This window comes from Alistipes sp. 56_sp_Nov_56_25, from assembly GCF_001915285.1.
GTDB classification, from domain to species: domain Bacteria; phylum Bacteroidota; class Bacteroidia; order Bacteroidales; family Rikenellaceae; genus Alistipes; species Alistipes shahii.
Genome location: NZ_MNQF01000065.1, coordinates 82,194 through 102,027, shown reverse-complemented (window position 1 = coordinate 102,027; position 19,834 = coordinate 82,194). Strand labels below are relative to the sequence as shown.

Genomic DNA, 19,834 nt, shown 5'->3' with positions numbered 1-19,834 from the left:
TCGATGCAACGAACTGAAAACGAATGTTTTGATGCAAACCAAAGCATTTCGGGCAGGTAACGGATAAGTAACGAAACTCACTGTTAAACCTGCCCGATTATGCTTTTTTATTGCTCGGAGCATATGCAGAAGAGAGAATCAAATATCTGTGAACTTGATACTTGCTCTTTCCTGCGCTTCTCTTTACCTACAAATACCGAACCCTTCGGGGTCCGCCGCATGTTTTTTCCGGGGATGGCCGGAGGCCTTTACAGGTGGATCGCCGCGCCCAGGGCCGCTTCGGCGGCTTCCATGACGCCTTCGTTCATCGTCGGATGGGCGTGGATCGTGCGGGCGATCCGGTGGGCCGTGACGCCCAGCGTGCGCGCCAGCGTCGGCTCGGCCAGCATCTCGGTCACCGACGCTCCGACCATGTGCGCCCCCAGCAGGCGGTCCTCTTCGTCGAAGAGCAGTTTGACGAATCCGTCGCGGTCGCCCGCCGCCGTGGCCTTGCCCGATGCGGTGAAGGGGAAGCGGCCGGCTTTATAGGCGATGCCGCGCTCCTGCGCCTGCTGTTCGGTCATGCCGACCGACGCCACCTCGGGCTGGGTGAAGATGCACGACGGAATGGTCGTGTAGTCCACCGGCGCGGGGGCGAGTCCGCAGATGGACTCCACGCAGCAGACGGCCTCGGCCGAAGCCACGTGCGCCAGCGCCGGACCCGGCACGATGTCGCCGATGGCGTAGACGCCCGGAACGTTGGTGCGGTAGAATTCGTCCACGACGACCTTGTCGCGTTCGACGGCGACGCCCAGCTCTTCGAGGCCGATGCCTTCGATGTTGGATTGGATGCCCACGGCCGACAGCACGACATCGGCCGTCAGGGTCTCCGCGCCTTTTTTGCCCTCGATCTCCACTTCGCAAAGCCCTTCGGCGTTGACCTTCACTGCTTTCACCGTGGTCGAAGTGAGCACCGTCGCGCGCAGTTTGCGGAATGCGCGCTCCATGGTCTTCGACACCTCCTCGTCTTCGAGCGGCATCATGCGGGGCATGTATTCGACGATGGTGACCCGCACGCCCAGCGCGGCGTAGAACCACGCGAACTCGCTGCCGATGGCTCCCGAACCTACGACGATCATTGATTCGGGCAGGCGCGTGAGCGTCAGCGCCTGCCGCGACGAGATCACATGCTCGCCGTCGATGGGCATGAAGGCCATTTCGCGCGGCCTGGCTCCCGTGGCGAGGACGATGTGGTCGGCCTCGTACTCCGCCCCGTCGACGTCTATGCGCCCCGGGGCCGTGAGCCGCCCGAATCCGGGGATCAGGTCGATCTTGTTCTTGTTCAGCAGGAACCGCACGCCCTTCGACATGGTTTCGGCCACGCTGCGCGAACGCGCCACGATGGCTTCGAGGTTGGGGCGCACCTCCCCTGCAAGTTCCAGTCCGTAATGCTCCGCGTTTTTGCAGTATCCGTAGACCTGCGCGCTCTTGAGCAGCGCCTTGGTCGGGATGCAGCCCCAGTTGAGGCAGACGCCTCCCGGTTCGGCGCGCTCCACGAGCGCCGTCTTTTTCCCTAACTGCGCGGCGCGGATCGCCGCCACATAGCCTCCGGGGCCGCCGCCCACGATGATGATGTCGTACCGCATCATTTCACTACTTTTAGTATTTCACCATTGTCTTTGGCCACGGCGCGCTTCCATTTCTCGTTGTAGCCCGGGAACTGGATCTTGCCGGGAATCTGTTTTCCGTTTCCGTTATCCACGAAATGTGCCGCAGAGCCGTCGCCGTCGAGGAACGTCAGCACGTCGCCGTGCTCGCTCTTGACGTTGCCGTCCATGTATTTCACCAGCAGATAGTTGTTGAGCCGCTGCCAGCGGTCGAACAGCTGCTGCGCCGTCTCCACGCTCAGCTGCGTGAGGTGGCTGCGGCGTGCCTCGGGCGACATTTTTCCGACTCGGGCGTTGAGCGCCTGCACGTTGCGGAGCATGTCGTTTTCCCACTTGTCCACGACCTTGCGGATGTCCGCGGAGATCATGTCGTAGCGCATGTAGGCGAAATTGGTCGTGCGGTTGAAGAGCCAGAACGCCGACGTGGGCGAATATTCGAGCATCGAGCCGTTGTCCTCGCGGAAACACCCGGGGACCTCCTGCGCCGAGCAGAAGATCGGCGTCAGGCACGAGGTGGCCGCGTCGTCCACGCCGAACCAGAGGATGCCCATGTCGCGCGTCACGTCGGGCCGGGCCTGCGCCACGAACCAGAATCCGGTCTGCTGGGTGGCCGTGGCGCGCTCGTTGACGTACTTCACGCCGTCGACCTCGAATTCCATCGGACGCCAGCGGTAGGGGCAGTTGTGGCCTCCCGCGCCGAGGTCCGCGGTCATGTCCATCGGGGTCCCCTCGTAGTGGTCGCGCATGCAGTCGAAGAGCGTCTTGGGCGACACCTTCGCGCGGGGCTTGACCCACAGCGGCATGCGGTTGTTCTTGTTGTGGCCCATCGCGTAGTCGGTGTATCGGTCCATGTCGTCGGCCACGGTGCGGAAGAAGGCCCACACGCGGGCTTCGCAGGCGCGCATGCCGCCGAAGTCGAGCGGCGCGTAGGCGTCCGAGAAGCTGAAATCGGCGTCCGGGCCGTCGTAGTAACCCATTTCACGGGCGAACGAGATCACGTCCGGGGAGTAGAGGCAGTTCTCGGGATCGTCCTTCGGGAAGGTGGTGATGCGGGCCTGGTTGGCGTGGGCCGAGACGTAGCCGTCGGGAATGCGGCGGGCCACCCAGACGATGCCTTTGCGGGCGTTGCCGCCCTTGCCGTCGTCCTTGAAACCCTTGCCGATCAGCTCCATGATCCACGCTTCGTCGGGGTCGGCGATCGAGAACGACTCACCGCTCGACGCGTAGCCGTAGGTGTCGGCCAGCTCGGCGATCACGCCGATGGCCTCACGCGCGGTTTTGGCACGCTGCAAGGTGATGTAGATCAGCGACCCGTAGTCCATGCGGCCCGTCGAGTCCTCCAGTTCGGGGCGGCCTCCGTAGGTCGTCTCGCCGATGATGAGCGAATGTTCGTTCATATTGCCGATGGTCGACCAGGTTTCGCGGACCTGCGGGATGTCCGTCAGGTAACGGCCCGTATCCCATTCGTAGACGGGCAGCATCGCCCCGGACTTGTGCTTGCCGCCGGGGGTGTGGTACAGTGCGCCGTAGAGCGCGTGGGAGTCCGCCGCATAGGTGACCATCACCGAACCGTCGGTCGAGGCTCCTCGGGTGACGATGAAATTGGTGCAGGCCGACGCCGCGCCGTATGTGAGGGCGGCCGCCGCTGCAAGAATCAATCGGATTTTTTTCATGCTTTTCAGGTTTTGAGACCAAAGATACGAAAAAGTCGGATGGATTCAAAACCGAATCTTCCGACTGATGAATAAAAGTGTCGTTACGACGCCAAAGATGGAAAACAAATCGGATAACGGCGAAAAAACGTTATCTTTGTGAGCGGATGCGCTTTCTGCGCACCCCGGAAATACCCCCCCCCGGAGTGGTGGTAAAAATATGAAATCCAGCTATTTGAATGAGAAAGATGCTGTTTCTGCTCCTTTCCGGGGCGATCTTCGGGGCCTGTTCTTCGGACAAGGACCGGGTTCCCGTTTTCGTGAAGAACGTCGTCATGCCGCCCGATTCGTGGGTCTTTGCGCCCGGCGACGGGGTGACCGTCTCGGCCGAAGGGTTCGAGGCTGATGACGAAATCATGCTCGAAATCCATTGGCAGGAGAGTGCCGAGGGGTTCGCTCCGGAGGGCTATGCCAAGGGAGTGCGCGGGATCGTCATGGTGCGTTCCGCCACGAGCGTCACCTTTCTGGCCCCGGGGCACTACCCCGCTTCGACGGTTCGGGTGCTGTTGCTCCGCCGCGGCAGGATGATGCCGCTGGGCAAGATCCGCGTTGCCGACGGAACCCCGAAAGCCGAAGCGCTCTACGGCATTTCGAGGTCCGATACGGACGAAACCCTGATCGAGCGCATCGACCTGTCAACGGGCGGGGTGACACGTGTTGCGACGCTCGGCATCGGCCGGGGAATCGCCTGCGCCGTGGGGCTTCCCGGCTCGGGCTGGATTTACGGCGTCTGCTCCGGTTCGATGGCAGGTTTCGACCTCACGATGAATTATTATGACGATTTCGGGTACCGGAATAGTCTCTTGGCCGGGCATATCTCCGATTCCTCCGTCGGACTCATTTCCCACGACGCGGAGCGGCTGACGCTGACGACCCGAAGCGCGACCCGCTCTCCCTCCCCGGCTCCGGTCTCCTGGCAGGTGCCCGACGAGGTTGTGCAGACGCTGGCCGTGCAGCCGTTCGTGCGGGTCGGTTCCGACCTGCTGCTCGCGCAGCGCAATGCCGACGGGACGTGCGCTCCGCTGGTGTTGAGGGTCTACGGCGGGGCGGGACCGGGCGAAGCCGTCGGGGCCGATGCGATGATCCCCTTTTGGACCGTGGTCGCCTCGGCCGACGAGCCGGACAGGATGGTTCAGGCGGGCGGCTATGCCGTTTCGGCCGGGGGCAAAACGCAGCTGCGGCTGTTCAACGCCGCCGGTGACGGCGCTTTCGGCGAGACGCTGGCCGAAGTTCCGGGCACGGCGCTTTCGGTCACGGAGTACGCTCCCGATAAGGATTCGCTGGAAATCTACCTGCTGTGCGAGGCGGACGGCATGCGCCGCATTCACGTCTACGATGCGCTGAAGAAGACGCAGCGGACCCTTCCCGGGGAGTTCGGCTGCTCGGAGATCGTCATGGCGAAATAGTGTTTTCGTGCAGAAAAACGAGTCGCAGACCCGGATTTTTCCCGGGTCTGTTTCGTGTTGTACGAATTTTGCGTATTTTTACCGGGCAAATACCGAAAAACTTATGTCTTCAATAGCCTGTCAACTGTCGTTCGTGCGCTCGACGCTTCCCGAGGGGGTGAAGCTGGTCGCCGTGTCGAAAACCCACCCTGCGGAGGCGATCCGCGCGGCCTACGACGCCGGCCACCGCGTTTTCGGCGAGAGCCGCCCGCAGGAACTGCGCGAAAAACACGAAGCCCTGCCCAAGGACATCGAGTGGCACATGATCGGCCACCTGCAAACCAACAAGATCAAATACATCGCCCCGTTCGTCGCGCTGATCCATTCGGTCGACAGCGCGCGGCTGGCCGAGGCTATCCAGCGCGAGGCGGCCAAGTGCGGCCGGACGCTCGAAATCCTCCTGGAGATCCACGTCGCCGAGGAGGAGACCAAGACGGGCTGGAATATGGCCGAACTGATGGAGTATGTCCGCACGGCCCCGTTTGCCCGTATGCCGGACGTCTGCGTGCGGGGCGTGATGGGCATTGCCACCAATACCGACGACGGCACGGCGATACGCCGCGATTTCATGGAGCTGAAACGCTGTTTCGAACTGCTGCAACCCTACTTCGGGCCGCGGTTCGACACGCTGTCGATGGGCATGTCGCACGACTATCCGCTGGCGGTCGAGTGCGGCTCGACGATGGTGCGCGTCGGCTCGTTGATATTCGGCCGGCGCGGGCTTAAGAAGCCCGTTTTATGAGTGGTTGCTGTACGAATGATAAATTATACCAGACTTATATGAAAATCGGATTTCTTGGATTCGGAAATATGGCGCAGGCCATGGCGGGCGGGCTTGTCCGCTCGGGGGCCGTGCAGCCCGGCGACATCGGCGCGTGCGCGCGCGACCGGGCGAAACTGCGGCGCAACACGGAGCCGCAGGGCTTCCGGGCTTTCGACGACGCGGCGGCGGTCGCGGAGTTCGCCGATCTGGTCGTCGTCGCCGTGAAACCCTATCAGGTCGAGGCGGTGCTTGCGCCCGTCCGGGAACAGCTGGCGGATAAGATCGTCGTATCGGTGGCCGCGGGCGTTACGTTCGACGACTGCGAGCGGATGCTCGCCCCCGGCACGCACCATTTGAGCATCGTTCCCAATACGCCCGTTTCGGTCTGCGAAGGCTTCATCGTCTGCGAACGCCGCCATTCGCTTTCGGACGGGGAGTGGCGGCAGGTGGAGGCGCTCTTCTCGAAGATCGGCCTCGTCCTGCCGATGGACACCGCCCTGCTCGGCATATCGAGTGCCGTCTGCGGCTGCGGCCCGGCGTTCGTCGCCATGTTCATCGAGGCGCTCGGGGACGCAGCCGTCAAGCACGGCGTTGCGCGTGCCGACGCTTACCGCATGGCGAGCCAGATGATCGTCGGGACCGGGAAATTGCAGCTCGCCTCGGGGCAGCATCCCGGTGCGATGAAGGACGCCGTCTGTTCGCCCGGCGGAACGACGATCGCGGGCGTCGCCGAACTGGAGCGCAAGGGCTTCCGCGGCGCGGTGATCGACGCCATCGACGCTATTCAGAACAAAAAATAACCCGCCCGCCTAAAAGGCGGGTTTTAGGGACGGATAGTGGTTTCGGGACGCTTTTATCCGGTTCTGCGCCCGCCCGCTTAAAAAGCGGGATTCAGGGGGCGATAGACAGTCTTCTGGCGTCCGGAACGGTTCTGCGCCCGCCCGGCTAAAAGCCGGGTTTTAGGGGCGGATAGTGGCTTCGGGACGCTTGTTATCCGGTTCTGCGCCCGGGGCCGGAAATCGTTTTTTGGGGGCTGCGGGACGAAGCGACGCCGTTTGCGTCCGAATAGGAAAACCGCCGGACCTTTTCGAAAGGTCCGGCGGTTTCTCATCGGGAGCTGCCCTATCGCACCCGCAGCGAGCGTCCGATGCGCAGCACGGTGGTCGATTTGATGCCGTTCAGGCGGCAGATGTTCGTCACGGTCGTTCCGTAGCGCCGGGCGATGCCGCCCAGCGTGTCGCCCGAACGGATCTTGTAGTATTTCATGGCCGCTTTCTCGGCGGCTTCCTTCTTGTCCTGCTCCTCGTTGGCGATCTCGTCTTCGAAATCCTGTCCGGCGTTGGAGTAGATACTGAAGAACGACTTCTTCAAGAGGAAGGTCTCGCGGCTCAACGTTCCGTTCTTGAAGTCGATCAGGCGTTCGGGGTCGAACGACTGTCCGTAGTAGCGGGTCTCGAAGTGGAGATGAGGACCCGTCGACCGGCCCGTCGAACCGCCCAGACCGATGATCTGCCCCGCCTCGACCCATTGGTTGGGTTCCACCAGACGTTCCGACAGGTGGCCGTAGTAGGTCTCCAGCCCGTTGTCGTGGCGGATGATCACCAGGTTGCCGTAACCGCCCCTGTTGTACTGCGAGATGCGTACGCGGCCGCAGAAGGTGGCGTAAACCGGGTCGCCTGTCTTGAGCGGCAGATCCACGCCCTGATGCTGGCGCCGGCGTCGCGGACCGTATTTGCCGCGCGGGTGCACCGAACCCTGATAGGGGCAGTGGTAGCTGGTCAGCGAGTCGACGAGGTCGATCACCACCGATTTGGGCATTTCCGACATGTCGACCTCCTTGTAGGGAAAGAGCGTCGTCGTGTCCCAGTATTTCTCGAAAATCGTGCTGTCTTTGGCCACCTCGCGGTTGAGGACGTATTTCCACGAATTGTTGCTGTACAGGATCACCTGCACGGCGTCGTTTTCCGTGGCGAGGGTGTCGAGCACGGTCAGGCCGTTGGTGTCGAAAATGGACTCGATCTTCGTGGGCCGGAGACGGAGGCGCAGCGCCGCCACGGAATCCGCCGCGGCCTGCTCCGGGTCGACGACCGGATCGGGAGCGGCCGTCTCGCTCTCAGCCGTTTCATCCCGCTGTTCGGCAACGGCGACGAGGTTTTGCAGCGAGTCGATCAGCGCGGCCTGCCGCGACGCCACCAGGCGCAGCGAATCGGCCGCGGCGATTTCGCGGGCCGCCGCCTCTGTCGTCCGCGTGTTTTTGGGCTTGCGGGCCGTCGCGGTGAAGATCATCGAGAGGGCGATAAGGGTGAAAATGTATTTTTTCATAATCTCTTTCTTATTGTTGCTTGATCAGCTCTTCGGCGGCTTCCAGCGCCTTGTAGAATTCCTCGCCGAAACGGCGGACGATCGGTTCCCGGAGGGCTTTGTAGACCGGAATGCCCAGTCTGGCGCCGCACCGGCGGGCCGGGGCGCACACCGACCAGCGGTGGTAGTTGAGCCCCACCGTGCCGTTCGAGAAGCGCATCACGCGGATCGGATAGAGGTGGCACGAAATCGGCTTGCGGAACGGGGTTTTGCCTTCGGCCCACGCTTTTTCGATGGCGCAGAGCGTGACGCCGTTTTCCGTGTAGGTATAGGCGCACTGGGCGTCGTCCACGAGCGGCGTCGTCAGGTCGCCGTCTTCGTCCACAACCATGAATCCCTGCCGTTCGACCGACTCGATGCCTTCCGCCGTCATGTAGGGTTTGTAATTGGGGTATTCGCGTTCGAGTATCTCCACCTCGTCGGCTTCGAGCGGCGCCCCGGCGTTGCCTTCGACGCAGCAGATCCCTTTGCACTGCGCGATGTCGCAGGCGAAACACTCGCGCAGCAGGTCGGCGCTTACGATTTTGTCGTCTATCTCGATCATTTGCGGCAGGTGTCGGCGATGATGATGTCATAGAGTTTTCCGAGCGACATGCCCATTTCGCGGGCCTGTTTGGGAACGATGCTTCCCCTGCTCATGCCGGGAATCGAGTTCAGCTCGATGAAATAGGGCACGCCCGCGGGGGTGACGATGAAGTCTACCCTTACGACGCCCGAACAGCGGCAGGTGCGGTACGCCTCGCGGGTCATGCGGTTCAGCTCGGCCTTCACCTCCGGGGTGATGTCCGCAGGGGTGATTTCGTCGGAAAATCCGGCGGTGTATTTGGCTTCGTAGTCGAAGAAATCCTTCTTCGAAACGATCTCCGTGATCGGGAAAACATACTCCCTGCCGCCGGCGACGAGCATACCGCAGCCCATTTCGCGGCCCGTGACACACTCCTCGATCAGGATTTCGTCGCCCTGGGCGAATGCCGCTTCGATGGCTGCCGGAAGCTCCTCCGGGGCGTGCACTTTCGTCACGCCGAACGACGAGCCGTTGGCGTTGGGCTTCACGAACAGGGGCATTCCCAGTTCCGCGACGATCTGCGCCGGGTCGAACGCTTCGCCGCGGCGCAGGAAGACCTCGCGGGCCAGGTTGACACGCCCTGCGAGCGTGCGTTTGGCGGTGATCTTGTCGAAGGTGATGACCGACGAGGTCATCGAGCACGACGAATAGGGAACGCCCATCATGTCGAGGTAGCCTTGCAGCTTGCCGTCCTCGCCGGGCGTGCCGTGAATGATGATCAGCGCGTAGTCGAACGCTTTGCGCACACCGTCGACGGTGATCGAGAAATCATTCTTGTCCACCTGCCACTGCCGCCCGTCGGGGGCCGTGTGGTGCCAGTCGCGGCCGTGGAGGTCGATGACCGTGATGTCGTATTTCGAGTGGTCGAGGGCCGCCTCGATCTGGGCGGCGCTCTGAAGGGCGATTTCCCGTTCGGGCGAATCGCCGCCCGCCAGGAGGGCTATCTTCAAACGTGTCATTTCAGGGGTTGTATATATCTTTGTATCGGAATTCCAGTATCTCCTGCACCATCCGGGCGAACTCCTTGGCTTCGACGTGCGTGTCGTCGATACGCAGCGCCGCGTTGAAGTCGTTGAGGGCCGGACCCCACTCGCCCATCCGGTAATGGAGTTTTCCGCGCTCGACCAGGAGCGCCGTGTTTCCGGGCTCGGCGGCGATCTGCGCCCCGAGGGCCGCGATGCGCGTCGCGGGACTCCACAGCCCCTTGCGGCGGATGTAGGCGGCGACGCCCTCGTCGAGCATGGCGGCGACGTCCTCGCCCCGCCCGATGCGGTCGCGCACGTCCGTCGAGGCGAAGTCCTGCAACGGGGCGTCCGTCAGCGGCGTGATGCGCCCTTCGAATCCCTCCGCCGGTTCGCCGCGCCGCGGGTAGACGTAAACCGGGTATTCGAGGATTTGTTCGTACTCCTTCCATCCCGCGAGGCGCGCGATCTGGTCGCTGCCCATCAGGATCGAGAACTGCATCCCTGACCCGAAGTTTTCCTTGAGGTAACGCAGGGTATCTATTGTGTATGAGGGTTTCGGCAGCAGAAATTCCACGACCGAAGGTTTGATGCGCTCCGGGTATTTCGAAGCGGCACATGCGATTTCGGCCATTTCGAAACGGTCCATTTCGGGAGCCAGTTCCGCGGCCTGTTTGTAGGGGCTTTGGGGCGAAACGACCAGCACGGCCTCGTCGCAGAGACCCTGCCCGACGACGTATTCCGCCAGCGCGATGTGGCCGCGGTGCACGGGGTTGAACGACCCGAAATAGAGCATGACCCGTTTCATCCTACCGTGCGATGAATTGGTCGAGGATGCTGCACGTGCCGCACACGGCCTCGTCGAGGCAGTCGTTGACCACCACGTGGTCGAACTCGGGGGCTTTCGTCAGTTCGAATTCGGCCTTGGCCACGCGGCGGTCGATCACCTCCGGGGCGTCCGTGCCGCGGCCTTCGAGCCGTCGGCGCAGCTCCTCGACCGAGGGCGGCATGATGAACACCGAGCAGGCGTCGTCGCCGAAGATGCGCTTGAGGTTGATACCGCCGACCACGTCGACGTCGAAGACGATCACATGGCCCTTGGCCCAGATGCGCTCCACCTCCGAGCGCAGCGTGCCGTAGCAGGTTCCCTTGTAGACCTCCTCCCACTCCACGAAGCGGTTTTCGGCCACGGCCTGCATGAACTCCCCGTGCGAGAGGAAGTAGTAGTCCACCCCGTCGCGCTCCTGGCCGCGGGGGGCGCGGCTGGTCGCCGAGATGGAGAATTCGAACTGCGGATAGCGTTCCAGCAGGTGCCGGACGATGGTGGTTTTGCCCGAACCGCTCGGGGCGGAGAATATGATGACTTTGCCCATTTGATGAAATTAAAAATGAAAAATTAGAAATGAAAAATCGTTCTCTTCTCCGGATGATTTTGCCGAATGGAATTTTTAATTTTTCATTCTCAATTTTTAATTGGAATATCCTGTAATCTGCGGATTACAGGATATTCAATACCTGTTCCTTGATCTTCTCCAGCTCGTCCTTCATCTTGACGACGAGGATCTGGATGTTCGGCTCGTTGGCTTTCGAGCCCATCGTGTTGATCTCGCGGCCCATCTCCTGCGCGATGAAGCCCAGCTTGCGGCCTGCGCCCTCCTCCGAAGAGGCCACCTCCCGGAAGTAGTTGCAGTGGTTCGTGAGGCGCACTTTCTCCTCGGTGATGTCGAGTTTCTCGAGGTAGAAGATCATCTCCTGCTCCAGCCGGTTGCGGTCCACGTCGACGGCCAGTTTCGAGAGGTTGTCCAGAATGCGGGCCTTGACCGTTTCGGTGCGGGCCTTCTCGAAGGGCACGACCTCTGTTTTATATTGCTCGATCAGCTCCACGCGGCGCAGCAGGTCGGCGATCAGGATGGCGCCCTCCTGCTCGCGGAACGCGTCGAGATGCGCAGCGGCAGCCTCCACGGCGGCGAGCAGCGCGGCGTGCTCCTCTTCGGAGATGGCCTCGGCCTCGGTCGCGACGACATCCGGAAGACGCATGATCACGGGCAGGATGGCGTCGTAGCCGGCGTCGATGCCCGAGAACGAAAGCGTGTCGTTCATCTGGCGGAGGTATTCGCGGAACACCTCGCGGTTGATGCGCGCCGACGTTTCGACAGCCTGCGACTCGACCGTGACGAAGACGTCGACCTTGCCCCGCTGGATCGTGCGGGCGATCAGGTTGCGGATCTCGTATTCCGACTGCCGGTAGACTGCCGGGAGGCGCAGCGAGAGGTCCAACTGCTTGGAGTTCAGCGAGCGGATCTCGACCGTGATTTTCTTATTCCGGAGTGCGGCCTCGCCTTTGCCGAAGCCGGTCATTGATTTTACCATGTGTACGGGAACTTGTAATTTTTCGGCAAAGATAGTGCAAGCCGAGCGCAAAAGCAAGTTTACTTGCATTTTGCCGGGGCGCAGCCTGTCCGAGCCGGGGTTTGTTCCCGGTAAAATTAACAAAAACAATCCGAAAAGAGGGGCGTTCTTCCTGCGGAGTGAAATTTATTTGGCTATCTTTGTATTTCTGAAATTTTTTTATTTATATTTGTGTTAGCAAACTAACAGTTAAGAGTCAGATCATTCAAATCACATACGAATTATTATGAAAAAGCACAACTTCAATGCGGGACCTTCCATTCTGGCGGACGAGGTCATCGAAAATGCGGCCAAGGCGATTCTCGACTTCAACGGATCGGGTCTTTCGCTGCTTTCGATCTCGCACCGGACGAAGGATTTCGACGACGTGATGGCCGAGGCCGACGTTCTTTTCCGCGAATTGCTCCACATTCCCGACAACTACAAGATCATCTATCTTGGGGGCGGTGCAAGTACCTATTTCTATGAAATTCCCGCCAACTTCCTGGGCAGGAAGGCCGGTTATGTGAATACGGGTGTCTGGGCCAAAAAGGCCATCAAGGAGGCGAAACGTTACGGCGAAGTGGAGGTGCTGGCTTCGTCCGAGGACAGGAACTTCACCTATATTCCCAAGGGGTTCGCCATTCCCGCCGACCTGGACTATGTGCATATCACCTCGAACAATACGATCTACGGCACGGAGTACCACGAGGACCTCTCGTCGCCCGTGCCCCTGATCGCCGACATGTCTTCGGACATCCTCTCGCGCCCGGTGGACGTTTCGAAATACGCCATGATCTACGGCGGCGCGCAGAAGAACCTGGCTCCCGCGGGCGTGGCGTTCGCCATCATCCGCGAGGATATGCTGGACAGGATCGTCCGCGACCTGCCGACGATGATGTCGTTCAGGACCCATGTCGAGAACAACTCGATGTTCAACACTCCTCCCGTGTTCCCGATCTACGTCCTGAAGGAGACCCTGAAGTGGCTCAAGTCGATCGGCGGCGTCGACGAAATCTACCGCCGCAACAAGGAGAAGGCCGCGCTGCTCTACGACGAGATCGACCGCAACCCGCTCTTCCGCGGTACGGTCGAGAAGGAGGACCGTTCGCTGATGAACATCTGCTTCGTGATGGCCGAGGGCTGCGAGGAGCTGGCTCCCGAGTTTATGGAGTTCGCCAAGAGCCGCGGCATGGTCGGCATCAAGGGCCACCGTCTGGTGGGCGGCTTCCGCGCGTCGTGCTACAACGCCCTGCCCAAGGAGAGCGTCGAGGCGCTGGTGGCCTGCATGCAGGAGTTCGCCGAGGCGCATAAGAAATAGCTCCGATGTGTCCGACCATCGTCCCGCTGATGCGGGAGACAAAAAAAGAACAGGATATTTATTTCACGTCATTGATCGAAACTATGAAGATACTGGTTGCAACGGAAAAACCCTTCGCCAAAAAGGCCGTGGACGGAATCCGTAAGATCGTCGAGGACGCCGGATACGAACTGGCGCTGCTCGAAAAATACACCGACAAGGGCCAGCTGCTCGAAGCCGTGGCCGACGTCGACGCGCTGATCGTCCGCAGCGACAAGGTGACCGCCGAGGTCATCGCCGCGGCGAAAAACCTGAAGATCGTGGTCCGCGCCGGCGCGGGTTACGACAACGTGGACCTTGCGGCGGCTTCGGCGCGGGGCATCGTGGTGATGAACACCCCGGGTCAGAACTCCAATGCCGTGGCCGAACTGGCGCTGGCCATGATGATCTTCATGTCGCGCAACCGCTTCACGCCGGGTACGGGTACGGAACTCCAGGGCAAAACCCTCGGCATCCACGCCTACGGCAACGTCGGCAGACTGGTGGGCCGCAAGGGCAAGGCGTTGGGCATGAATGTCGTCGCCTACGATCCGTTCATCGCCGACGGGGCGGTTTTCGAGGCCGACGGCGTGAAGAAAGTGGCTTCGGTCGAGGAGCTTTACCGGGTTTCCGACTTCCTTTCGCTGCACATTCCCGCCACGGCCCAGACCAAAGGCTCGATCGGCTACGACCTGATGATGTCGATGCCCAAGGGCGCGACGCTGGTCAACACCGCCCGCAAGGAGGTGATCGACGAGGAGGGCGTCGTGCGCGCTATGACCGAACGCGAGGACCTGAAATACATCACCGACATCGCCGCCGGCAATCAGGCCGAGCTGGACGAGAAGTTCGGCAAACGGGTTTTCGCCACGGCGAAGAAGATGGGCGCCGAGACCGCCGAGGCCAATGTCAACGCGGGACTCGCCGCCGCCAACCAGATTGTCGATTTTCTGAAGAACGGCAACACCCGTTTCCAGGTCAACAAATAGAAACCAACCGTGCGAAAAGGCGGGTGCGCATATCTCATATGACGGACCCGCTTTTTCGCCTTAAAACAACCGATGCATTATGGTTAGAATAAAACCTTTCCGCGCAGTCCGTCCCCCGAAGGAGCATGCCTCCGAGGTGGCTTCGCGCCCCTACGACGTACTCAACTCCGCCGAGGCGAAGGCCGAAGCCACGGAGCGTTCGCTGCTGCACATCATCAAGCCCGAGATCGACTTCGACCCCATCGCCGACGAGCATTCGCAGCCCGTCTACGACAAGGCGGTCGAGAATTTCCGCCGCTGGCAGTCCGAAGGCTGGCTGCGGCAGGACCCCGAGGAGTACTACTATATATATGCGCAGACGATGGAGGGCCGCACGCAGTACGGTCTGGCGATGTGCTGCCATTTCGAGGACTATCTCTCGGGGGCGATCAAGAAGCACGAGCTGACGCGTCCCGACAAGGAGGAGGACCGCATGATCCACGTCCGCAACCAGAAGGCCAACATCGAGCCGGTGTTCTTCGCCTATCCCGACGATGCCGAGATCGACGCCATCGTCGCCGACGTGGTGAAAAACAACGCCCCGGAGTATGATTTCACGGCTGCCGACGGCTTCGGGCACCAGTTGTGGGTGATCCGCGACCGGAAGACCAACGACCGCATCACGGAGATTTTCGCGGGCATCCCGGCGCTCTACGTCGCCGACGGACACCACCGCACGGCCGCCGCGGCGCGCGTGGGACAGGAGTGCCGCGCGAAGAATCCGAACCACACGGGCTGCGAGGAGTACTGCTATTTCCTGGCCGTGACCTTCCCGGCGGGCCAGCTCCGCATCATCGACTACAACCGCGTGGTGAAGGACCTGAACGGCCTGACGCCTGCCGAACTTCTCGAAAAACTCAACGAGTCGTTTGTCGTTGAGGACAAGGGGACGGAGGAGTACCGCCCCGCGGCGCTGCACAATTTTTCGATGTACCTCGACGGCCGCTGGTACAGCCTGACGGCCCGGCCGGGCACCTATGACGACAACGACCCGATCGGCGTGCTGGACGTTACGGTGCTGTCGAATCTGGTGCTGGACCGGATTCTGGACATCAAGGATCTGCGCACCTCGAAGCGGATCGACTTCGTGGGCGGCATCCGCGGTCTGGGCGAGTTGAAACGCCGTGTGGACAGCGGGGAGATGAAGGCGGCGTTCGCCCTCTACCCCGTCTCGATGCAGCAGCTGATCAACATTGCCGACACGGGCAACATCATGCCGCCGAAGACCACGTGGTTCGAACCCAAACTGCGGTCGGGAGTGGTGATCCACTCGTTCGACGAAAAATAATCGACGAGGGCCGCCTGCGGGCGGCTCTTTTTTTGCGGGAAACTTGCGGAATCCCGAACCGCCTCTGGGCCGGATTGCCGGCAGCTCCCCGTTCGGTGCCGTACGCCCGGGACGCGGGGCGGAAATAAATACGGTCCCGATCCGAAAGCCGGATGACGGCCGAACGGTTTTGTATGCAGGGAGTTCGCACGGGAACATGCGGATTTTCTGCTTTTTGTTTGTCGTTTATGCCGAAAGAAATGTTGCAATCCGAATCGTTTTTATCCGATTATTTATTATATTTGTAAGCAACTTAACAATATTAGGCGTTATGGCAAAAATCAAAGGAACAATCGTTGTCGACAAGGAGCGCTGCAAGGGGTGCGGGGTCTGTGCTTCGGCCTGTCCGTGCGACGTGCTCGCGCTGTCGGCGGAGGTCAACAGCAAAGGTTATCCCGTTGCGTGGATGGTCAATCCCGATTCCTGCACGGGCTGTGCCTCCTGTGCGGTGATTTGTCCGGATAGCTGCATTACGGTTTATCGTCAAAAATTCGAGTAAGCTATGGCAGAGAATGAAGTGAAACTGATGAAAGGCAACGAAGTGATCGCCCATGCGGCCATTCGCTACGGTTGCGACGGATATTTCGGATACCCCATCACTCCGCAGTCGGAGGTGATGGAGACCCTCATGGAACTCAAACCGTGGGAGACCACGGGCATGGTCGTTTTGCAGGCCGAGTCGGAGATCTCTTCGATCAACATGGTCTACGGCGGCGCATCGACCGGAAAACGGGTGATGACCTCCTCGTCCAGCCCCGGCATCAGCCTGATGTCCGAGGGGTTGAGCTACCTGGCGGGCGCCGAGTTGCCCTGCCTGATCGTCAATTGCCAGCGCGGCGGCCCGGGCCTGGGTACGATCCAGCCTTCGCAGGGCGACTATTTCCAGGCCTGCAAAGGCGGCGGCCACGGCGATTTCCACATGATCGTGCTGGCTCCCAACTCGGTGCAGGAGATGCACGACCATGTGTTCGAGGCGTTCGACCTCGCGTTCAAATACCGCAATCCGGCGCTGATCCTCGCCGACGGCGCCATCGGTCAGATGATGGAGAAGGTGGTGCTCGCACCCCAGCGTCCGCGCAAGACCGACGAGGAGCTGAAGGCCGAGTGCGGCGCGTGGGCCGCGCAGGGCAAACCCGCCGGCCGCGCGCGCAACATCGTGACCTCGCTCGAATTGCAGTCGGAGAAGATGGAAGTCATCAACAAACGGTTGCAGGAGAAATACAAGGCGCTGGAAGAGAACGAGGTGCGTTACGAAGCCATCGAGTGCGACGACGCCGACTACGTGATCGTGGCCTTCGGTTCGTCGGCCCGCATCTGCTCGGCGACGGTCGAAATGGCTCGCGCCGAGGGGCTGAAAGTCGGCCTGCTGCGTCCGATCACCCTCTACCCTTTCCCCAAGAAGCAGCTTGCCGAGATGGCCGCGCGGGGCGTCAAGGGATTCCTCTCGGCGGAACTCAACGCCGGGCAGATGGTCGAGGACGTGCGGCTGGCCGTCAACGGCAAGGCCCCGGTCGAGCATTACGGGCGTCAGGGCGGCATGATGTTCAACCCGGACGAAGTGCTCGACGCGCTCAAGGAAAAACTGATTAAAAAGTAGAAGACGATGGCAGAGGTTGAAAAGAAAACGGAGAATCTGGTTTACGCAAAACCGAAACTCATCACCGATAACGTCATGCACTACTGCCCGGGTTGCAGCCACGGCACGGTGCACAAGCTCATCGCCGAGGTCATCGAGGAGATGGGACTCGCGGAGAAGACCGTGGGCATTTCGCCCGTGGGCTGCTCGGTGTTCGCCTACAACTATATCGACATCGACTGGATCGAGGCGGCGCACGGGCGCGCGCTGGCCGTTGCGACGGCCGTGAAGCGGCTCTACCCGCAGAATATGGTCTTCACCTATCAGGGCGACGGCGACCTGTCGGCCATCGGTACGGCGGAGTCGATCCATGCGGCGGCGCGCGGCGAGAACGTCGTGGCCGTCTACATCAACAATGCGATCTACGGCATGACCGGCGGCCAGATGGCTCCGACCACCCTCTTGGGCATGAAGACCGCGACGACTCCCTACGGGCGCGATCCGCGGCTGAACGGCTATCCCTACAAGATCGCCGAGATGATGGCCCATCTGGACGGCGCGACCTACATCACGCGCCAGAGCGTGCATACGGCGGCCAACGTGCGCAAGTGCAAAAAGGCGATCCGCAAGGCGTTCGAGAATTCGATGGCCGGCAACGGTTTTTCGCTCGTGGAGGTCGTCTCGACCTGCAACAGCGGGTGGAAACTCTCGCCCGTGGCTTCGAACCAGTGGCTTGCCGAGAACATGCTGCCCTTCTATCCGCTGGGCGACATTAAAGATGTTAAAAAAGAGTAACGCTATGAAAGAGACGTTGATAATTGCAGGATTCGGAGGACAGGGCGTCCTCTCGATGGGTAAGATTCTGGCTTACTCGGGGGTGATGCAGGATTTCGAGGTGACGTGGATGCCCTCCTACGGTCCCGAGATGCGCGGCGGCACGGCCAACGTGACGGTAATTCTCTCCGACCGGAAGATTTCGTCGCCTATCGCCCATGAATTCGACACGGCGATCATCCTGAACCAGCAGTCGATGGAGAAATTCGAGCCGATGGTCAAGCCGGGCGGCGTGCTGATCTACGACACGAACGGCATCACGCGGCACCCCGTGCGCAAGGACATCGAAGTCTATGCGATCGACGCCACGGCCGAGTGTGCGAAGATGGGGCAGGCCAAACTGTTCAACACGATGATCCTGGGCGGTTACCTCAAGGTGCGCCCCGTGGTCGCGATGGAGAACGTGATGGTGGGTCTGAAAAAGTCGCTTCCCGAGCGCGCGTGGAAAATGCTTCCGGCCAACGAGGAGGCCATCCGCCACGGCGGCGAGATAATCCGCAAGCGGTGATTCAGTGACATATTTTATGAAGAAGGAGGCGCCCCCGCAACGGGGGCGCCTCTCTTTGATATTACAAATCATCCATTGCTTGTGTTTTAACTTTATTGGTGTTGATTTTATCCCAATACTGTAATTTTGCAAAGCAACGTCTATCTTGATGTTCCAATGATAGTTGAATATCCCCATTGGGTGTTTCAAAAGTTGTGTAATATGTACATTTGTCCATTCGCAAAAAGGTCAATCTCAAACCGTCGTCATTTGGTTGACTATAACTTTGAAATTTTTCCACACAATCAGCTGGCTCCCCGTATTTCTGAATGAGCATTTCCTTGAGCGTTTGGTAATTATTTTCAAGTTTGGACCAGTTGTCGCATTCCGGAAATATAACACCGATTGTATTTACTACATTGGTCGTTTTAAGTGTCGATACGCCGATTATGCACCCTTTAAATCCGGCAAAATCTCCTTGAAGGACGGCGGTTCCGTCTTTTATTCCCAAATCGGAAAAACCGGCAGCCTTCATTTTGGATACATATGCAGCAAGTGTCCCATCAATGGGAACTCCTTTGAATTTTAAGTGCTGTGCATCTGTTTGGGCGAATGATGATAGCGAAATGCATAGTGAAATCAATATAAAACAGATGTTTTTCATGTAGATTGTATTCGTTGTTTTTAATCTTGTTTTATGGATTTTTCTTCTTTCGGCTGAAAGTCAATCTGATAGAATTTGAATTCCGGTTTGGTCATGGCTCCGGTCGCAGCGTCTATTCCCCATCCGAGTATGTCCAGCAGATTGATGACCGATACTGCGTTGAAACTTTTGTTGATGATAACCGTTTCCGTTGTATAGGCAGGCGATTCGGCTTTGACGACCGTTTCGTCGAAACCGCGTCTGATTTTGGTCGTGTAGGGGAAAGTGACATTGGTGTATTTGCGGCCGTCGATCGTAAGGGTCGCTTTTTCTGCGATGTCGCTGTCGAAGGTCACTTTTGCTTTCGATCCGCAAAAAACGGTGGCGCAGGAGGTCATCAAAAGAGATGAGCACAGGAATATTCCGAAATATTTCATTGTATGGTGAATATGTGCCGTGTCCCTGCGGCTGGGTTGGGTTAGGTACATAAAAAACGTGGGACATAACTTTTATCATCGCATATCGAGGTTCTGGAATACCTTGTGGCAATAATAGAAAGTGAAGCCCACGCCATAGACGTGAGCATCAACTTCACTTCTTTTGCCACAATTTGAAATTTTCCAGATTTCGATATGCAAAGACGCAAAGCTAACGCTTTTTATATGTATGCGCCGGGAATGCCGCGGCGCGGTTGGATCGGGATGGTGTTCGGTTTGTTATCTGACCATAGGCTACGGGTTTAGGGGTTCTTCACGCAA

General features: G+C 59.8%; 20 protein-coding genes. 10 read left to right on the top strand and 10 right to left on the bottom strand.

Going from position 1 to position 19,834, the window contains the following annotated elements; translation table 11 throughout:
• Positions 1-248: 248 nt before the first annotated feature.
• Positions 249-1,625 (bottom strand): dihydrolipoyl dehydrogenase, encoded by a 1,377-nt coding sequence (gene lpdA, locus BHV64_RS12460; protein WP_288116134.1) that lies wholly within the window; start codon positions 1,623-1,625, stop codon positions 249-251.
• Positions 1,625-3,319 (bottom strand): C69 family dipeptidase, encoded by a 1,695-nt coding sequence (locus tag BHV64_RS12455; protein ID WP_288116130.1) that lies wholly within the window; start codon positions 3,317-3,319, stop codon positions 1,625-1,627. The genes lpdA and BHV64_RS12455 overlap by 1 nt, the downstream gene beginning before the upstream one ends.
• Positions 3,320-3,537: 218 nt before the next feature.
• On the opposite strand from BHV64_RS12455, the gene BHV64_RS12450 reads away from it, so the two are divergent.
• The 3 genes from BHV64_RS12450 (at position 3,538) to proC (ending at position 6,366) form a co-directional block, all read left to right on the top strand.
• Positions 3,538-4,764: a WD40-like domain containing protein gene (locus BHV64_RS12450; protein ID WP_288116128.1), complete on the top strand. Its 1,227-nt coding sequence runs from the start codon at positions 3,538-3,540 to the stop codon at positions 4,762-4,764.
• A 103-nt stretch (positions 4,765-4,867) separates the two neighbouring features.
• On the top strand, positions 4,868-5,545 hold the full coding sequence (locus BHV64_RS12445) for a YggS family pyridoxal phosphate-dependent enzyme (protein WP_022061126.1): 678 nt from the start codon (positions 4,868-4,870) through the stop codon (positions 5,543-5,545).
• Positions 5,546-5,583: 38 nt separating this feature from the next.
• Entirely contained in the window at positions 5,584-6,366 is a 783-nt protein-coding gene (proC, locus tag BHV64_RS12440) for a pyrroline-5-carboxylate reductase (RefSeq protein ID WP_149887699.1), read from the top strand.
• Between the two features lie 322 nt (positions 6,367-6,688).
• On the opposite strand, the gene BHV64_RS12435 is transcribed toward proC, so the two are convergent.
• From BHV64_RS12435 to BHV64_RS12410, 6 genes are all read right to left on the bottom strand, one after another.
• Positions 6,689-7,888, bottom strand: coding sequence for a M23 family metallopeptidase (locus BHV64_RS12435; protein ID WP_118406329.1), 1,200 nt, complete (start codon positions 7,886-7,888; stop codon positions 6,689-6,691).
• Positions 7,889-7,898: 10 nt separating this feature from the next.
• Positions 7,899-8,471 (bottom strand): DUF3109 family protein, encoded by a 573-nt coding sequence (locus BHV64_RS12430; protein ID WP_022061123.1) that lies wholly within the window; start codon positions 8,469-8,471, stop codon positions 7,899-7,901.
• The gene (locus BHV64_RS12425) at positions 8,468-9,451 is read right to left on the bottom strand and encodes a D-alanine--D-alanine ligase family protein (protein ID WP_044054004.1); all 984 of its coding nucleotides are present in this window, start codon (positions 9,449-9,451) and stop codon (positions 8,468-8,470) included. Before BHV64_RS12425 ends, BHV64_RS12430 begins: the two co-directional genes overlap by 4 nt.
• A gap of 1 nt (position 9,452) precedes the next feature.
• Complete coding sequence (locus BHV64_RS12420) at positions 9,453-10,262, bottom strand: nicotinate-nicotinamide nucleotide adenylyltransferase (RefSeq protein ID WP_118406328.1); 810 nt, start codon at positions 10,260-10,262, stop codon at positions 9,453-9,455.
• A 1-nt stretch (position 10,263) separates the two neighbouring features.
• A complete protein-coding gene (gene gmk, locus BHV64_RS12415; RefSeq protein WP_015546227.1) occupies positions 10,264-10,827 on the bottom strand; it encodes a guanylate kinase in 564 nt (187 codons plus the stop codon).
• Between the two features lie 124 nt (positions 10,828-10,951).
• On the bottom strand, positions 10,952-11,812 hold the full coding sequence (locus BHV64_RS12410; RefSeq protein WP_015546226.1) for a YicC/YloC family endoribonuclease: 861 nt from the start codon (positions 11,810-11,812) through the stop codon (positions 10,952-10,954).
• A 277-nt stretch (positions 11,813-12,089) separates the two neighbouring features.
• Here BHV64_RS12410 and serC point away from each other — a divergent pair, with 277 nt between their 5' ends.
• The 7 genes from serC (at position 12,090) to BHV64_RS12375 (ending at position 18,454) form a co-directional block, all read left to right on the top strand.
• Entirely contained in the window at positions 12,090-13,163 is a 1,074-nt protein-coding gene (serC, locus tag BHV64_RS12405) for a 3-phosphoserine/phosphohydroxythreonine transaminase (RefSeq protein WP_015546225.1), read from the top strand.
• A gap of 83 nt (positions 13,164-13,246) precedes the next feature.
• Complete coding sequence (locus tag BHV64_RS12400; protein WP_138266366.1) at positions 13,247-14,170, top strand: 3-phosphoglycerate dehydrogenase; 924 nt, start codon at positions 13,247-13,249, stop codon at positions 14,168-14,170.
• Between the two features lie 79 nt (positions 14,171-14,249).
• Entirely contained in the window at positions 14,250-15,497 is a 1,248-nt protein-coding gene (locus BHV64_RS12395; RefSeq protein ID WP_022061116.1) for a DUF1015 domain-containing protein, read from the top strand.
• A gap of 310 nt (positions 15,498-15,807) precedes the next feature.
• A complete protein-coding gene (locus BHV64_RS12390; protein WP_015546223.1) occupies positions 15,808-16,035 on the top strand; it encodes a 4Fe-4S binding protein in 228 nt (75 codons plus the stop codon).
• 3 nt (positions 16,036-16,038) lie between these two features.
• The gene (locus tag BHV64_RS12385; protein WP_015546222.1) at positions 16,039-17,133 is read left to right on the top strand and encodes a 3-methyl-2-oxobutanoate dehydrogenase subunit VorB; all 1,095 of its coding nucleotides are present in this window, start codon (positions 16,039-16,041) and stop codon (positions 17,131-17,133) included.
• Positions 17,134-17,139: 6 nt separating this feature from the next.
• On the top strand, positions 17,140-17,907 hold the full coding sequence (locus BHV64_RS12380) for a thiamine pyrophosphate-dependent enzyme (RefSeq protein WP_015546221.1): 768 nt from the start codon (positions 17,140-17,142) through the stop codon (positions 17,905-17,907).
• A 4-nt stretch (positions 17,908-17,911) separates the two neighbouring features.
• Positions 17,912-18,454: a 2-oxoacid:acceptor oxidoreductase family protein gene (locus tag BHV64_RS12375; protein ID WP_015546220.1), complete on the top strand. Its 543-nt coding sequence runs from the start codon at positions 17,912-17,914 to the stop codon at positions 18,452-18,454.
• Between the two features lie 61 nt (positions 18,455-18,515).
• Here BHV64_RS12375 and BHV64_RS12370 read toward each other — a convergent pair whose 3' ends face one another.
• Both BHV64_RS12370 and BHV64_RS12365 read right to left on the bottom strand, forming a co-directional pair.
• Complete coding sequence (locus tag BHV64_RS12370) at positions 18,516-19,097, bottom strand: hypothetical protein (protein ID WP_118406327.1); 582 nt, start codon at positions 19,095-19,097, stop codon at positions 18,516-18,518.
• 20 nt (positions 19,098-19,117) lie between these two features.
• Positions 19,118-19,513, bottom strand: coding sequence for a hypothetical protein (locus BHV64_RS12365; protein WP_229094920.1), 396 nt, complete (start codon positions 19,511-19,513; stop codon positions 19,118-19,120).
• Between the last annotated feature and the right edge of the window lie 321 nt (positions 19,514-19,834).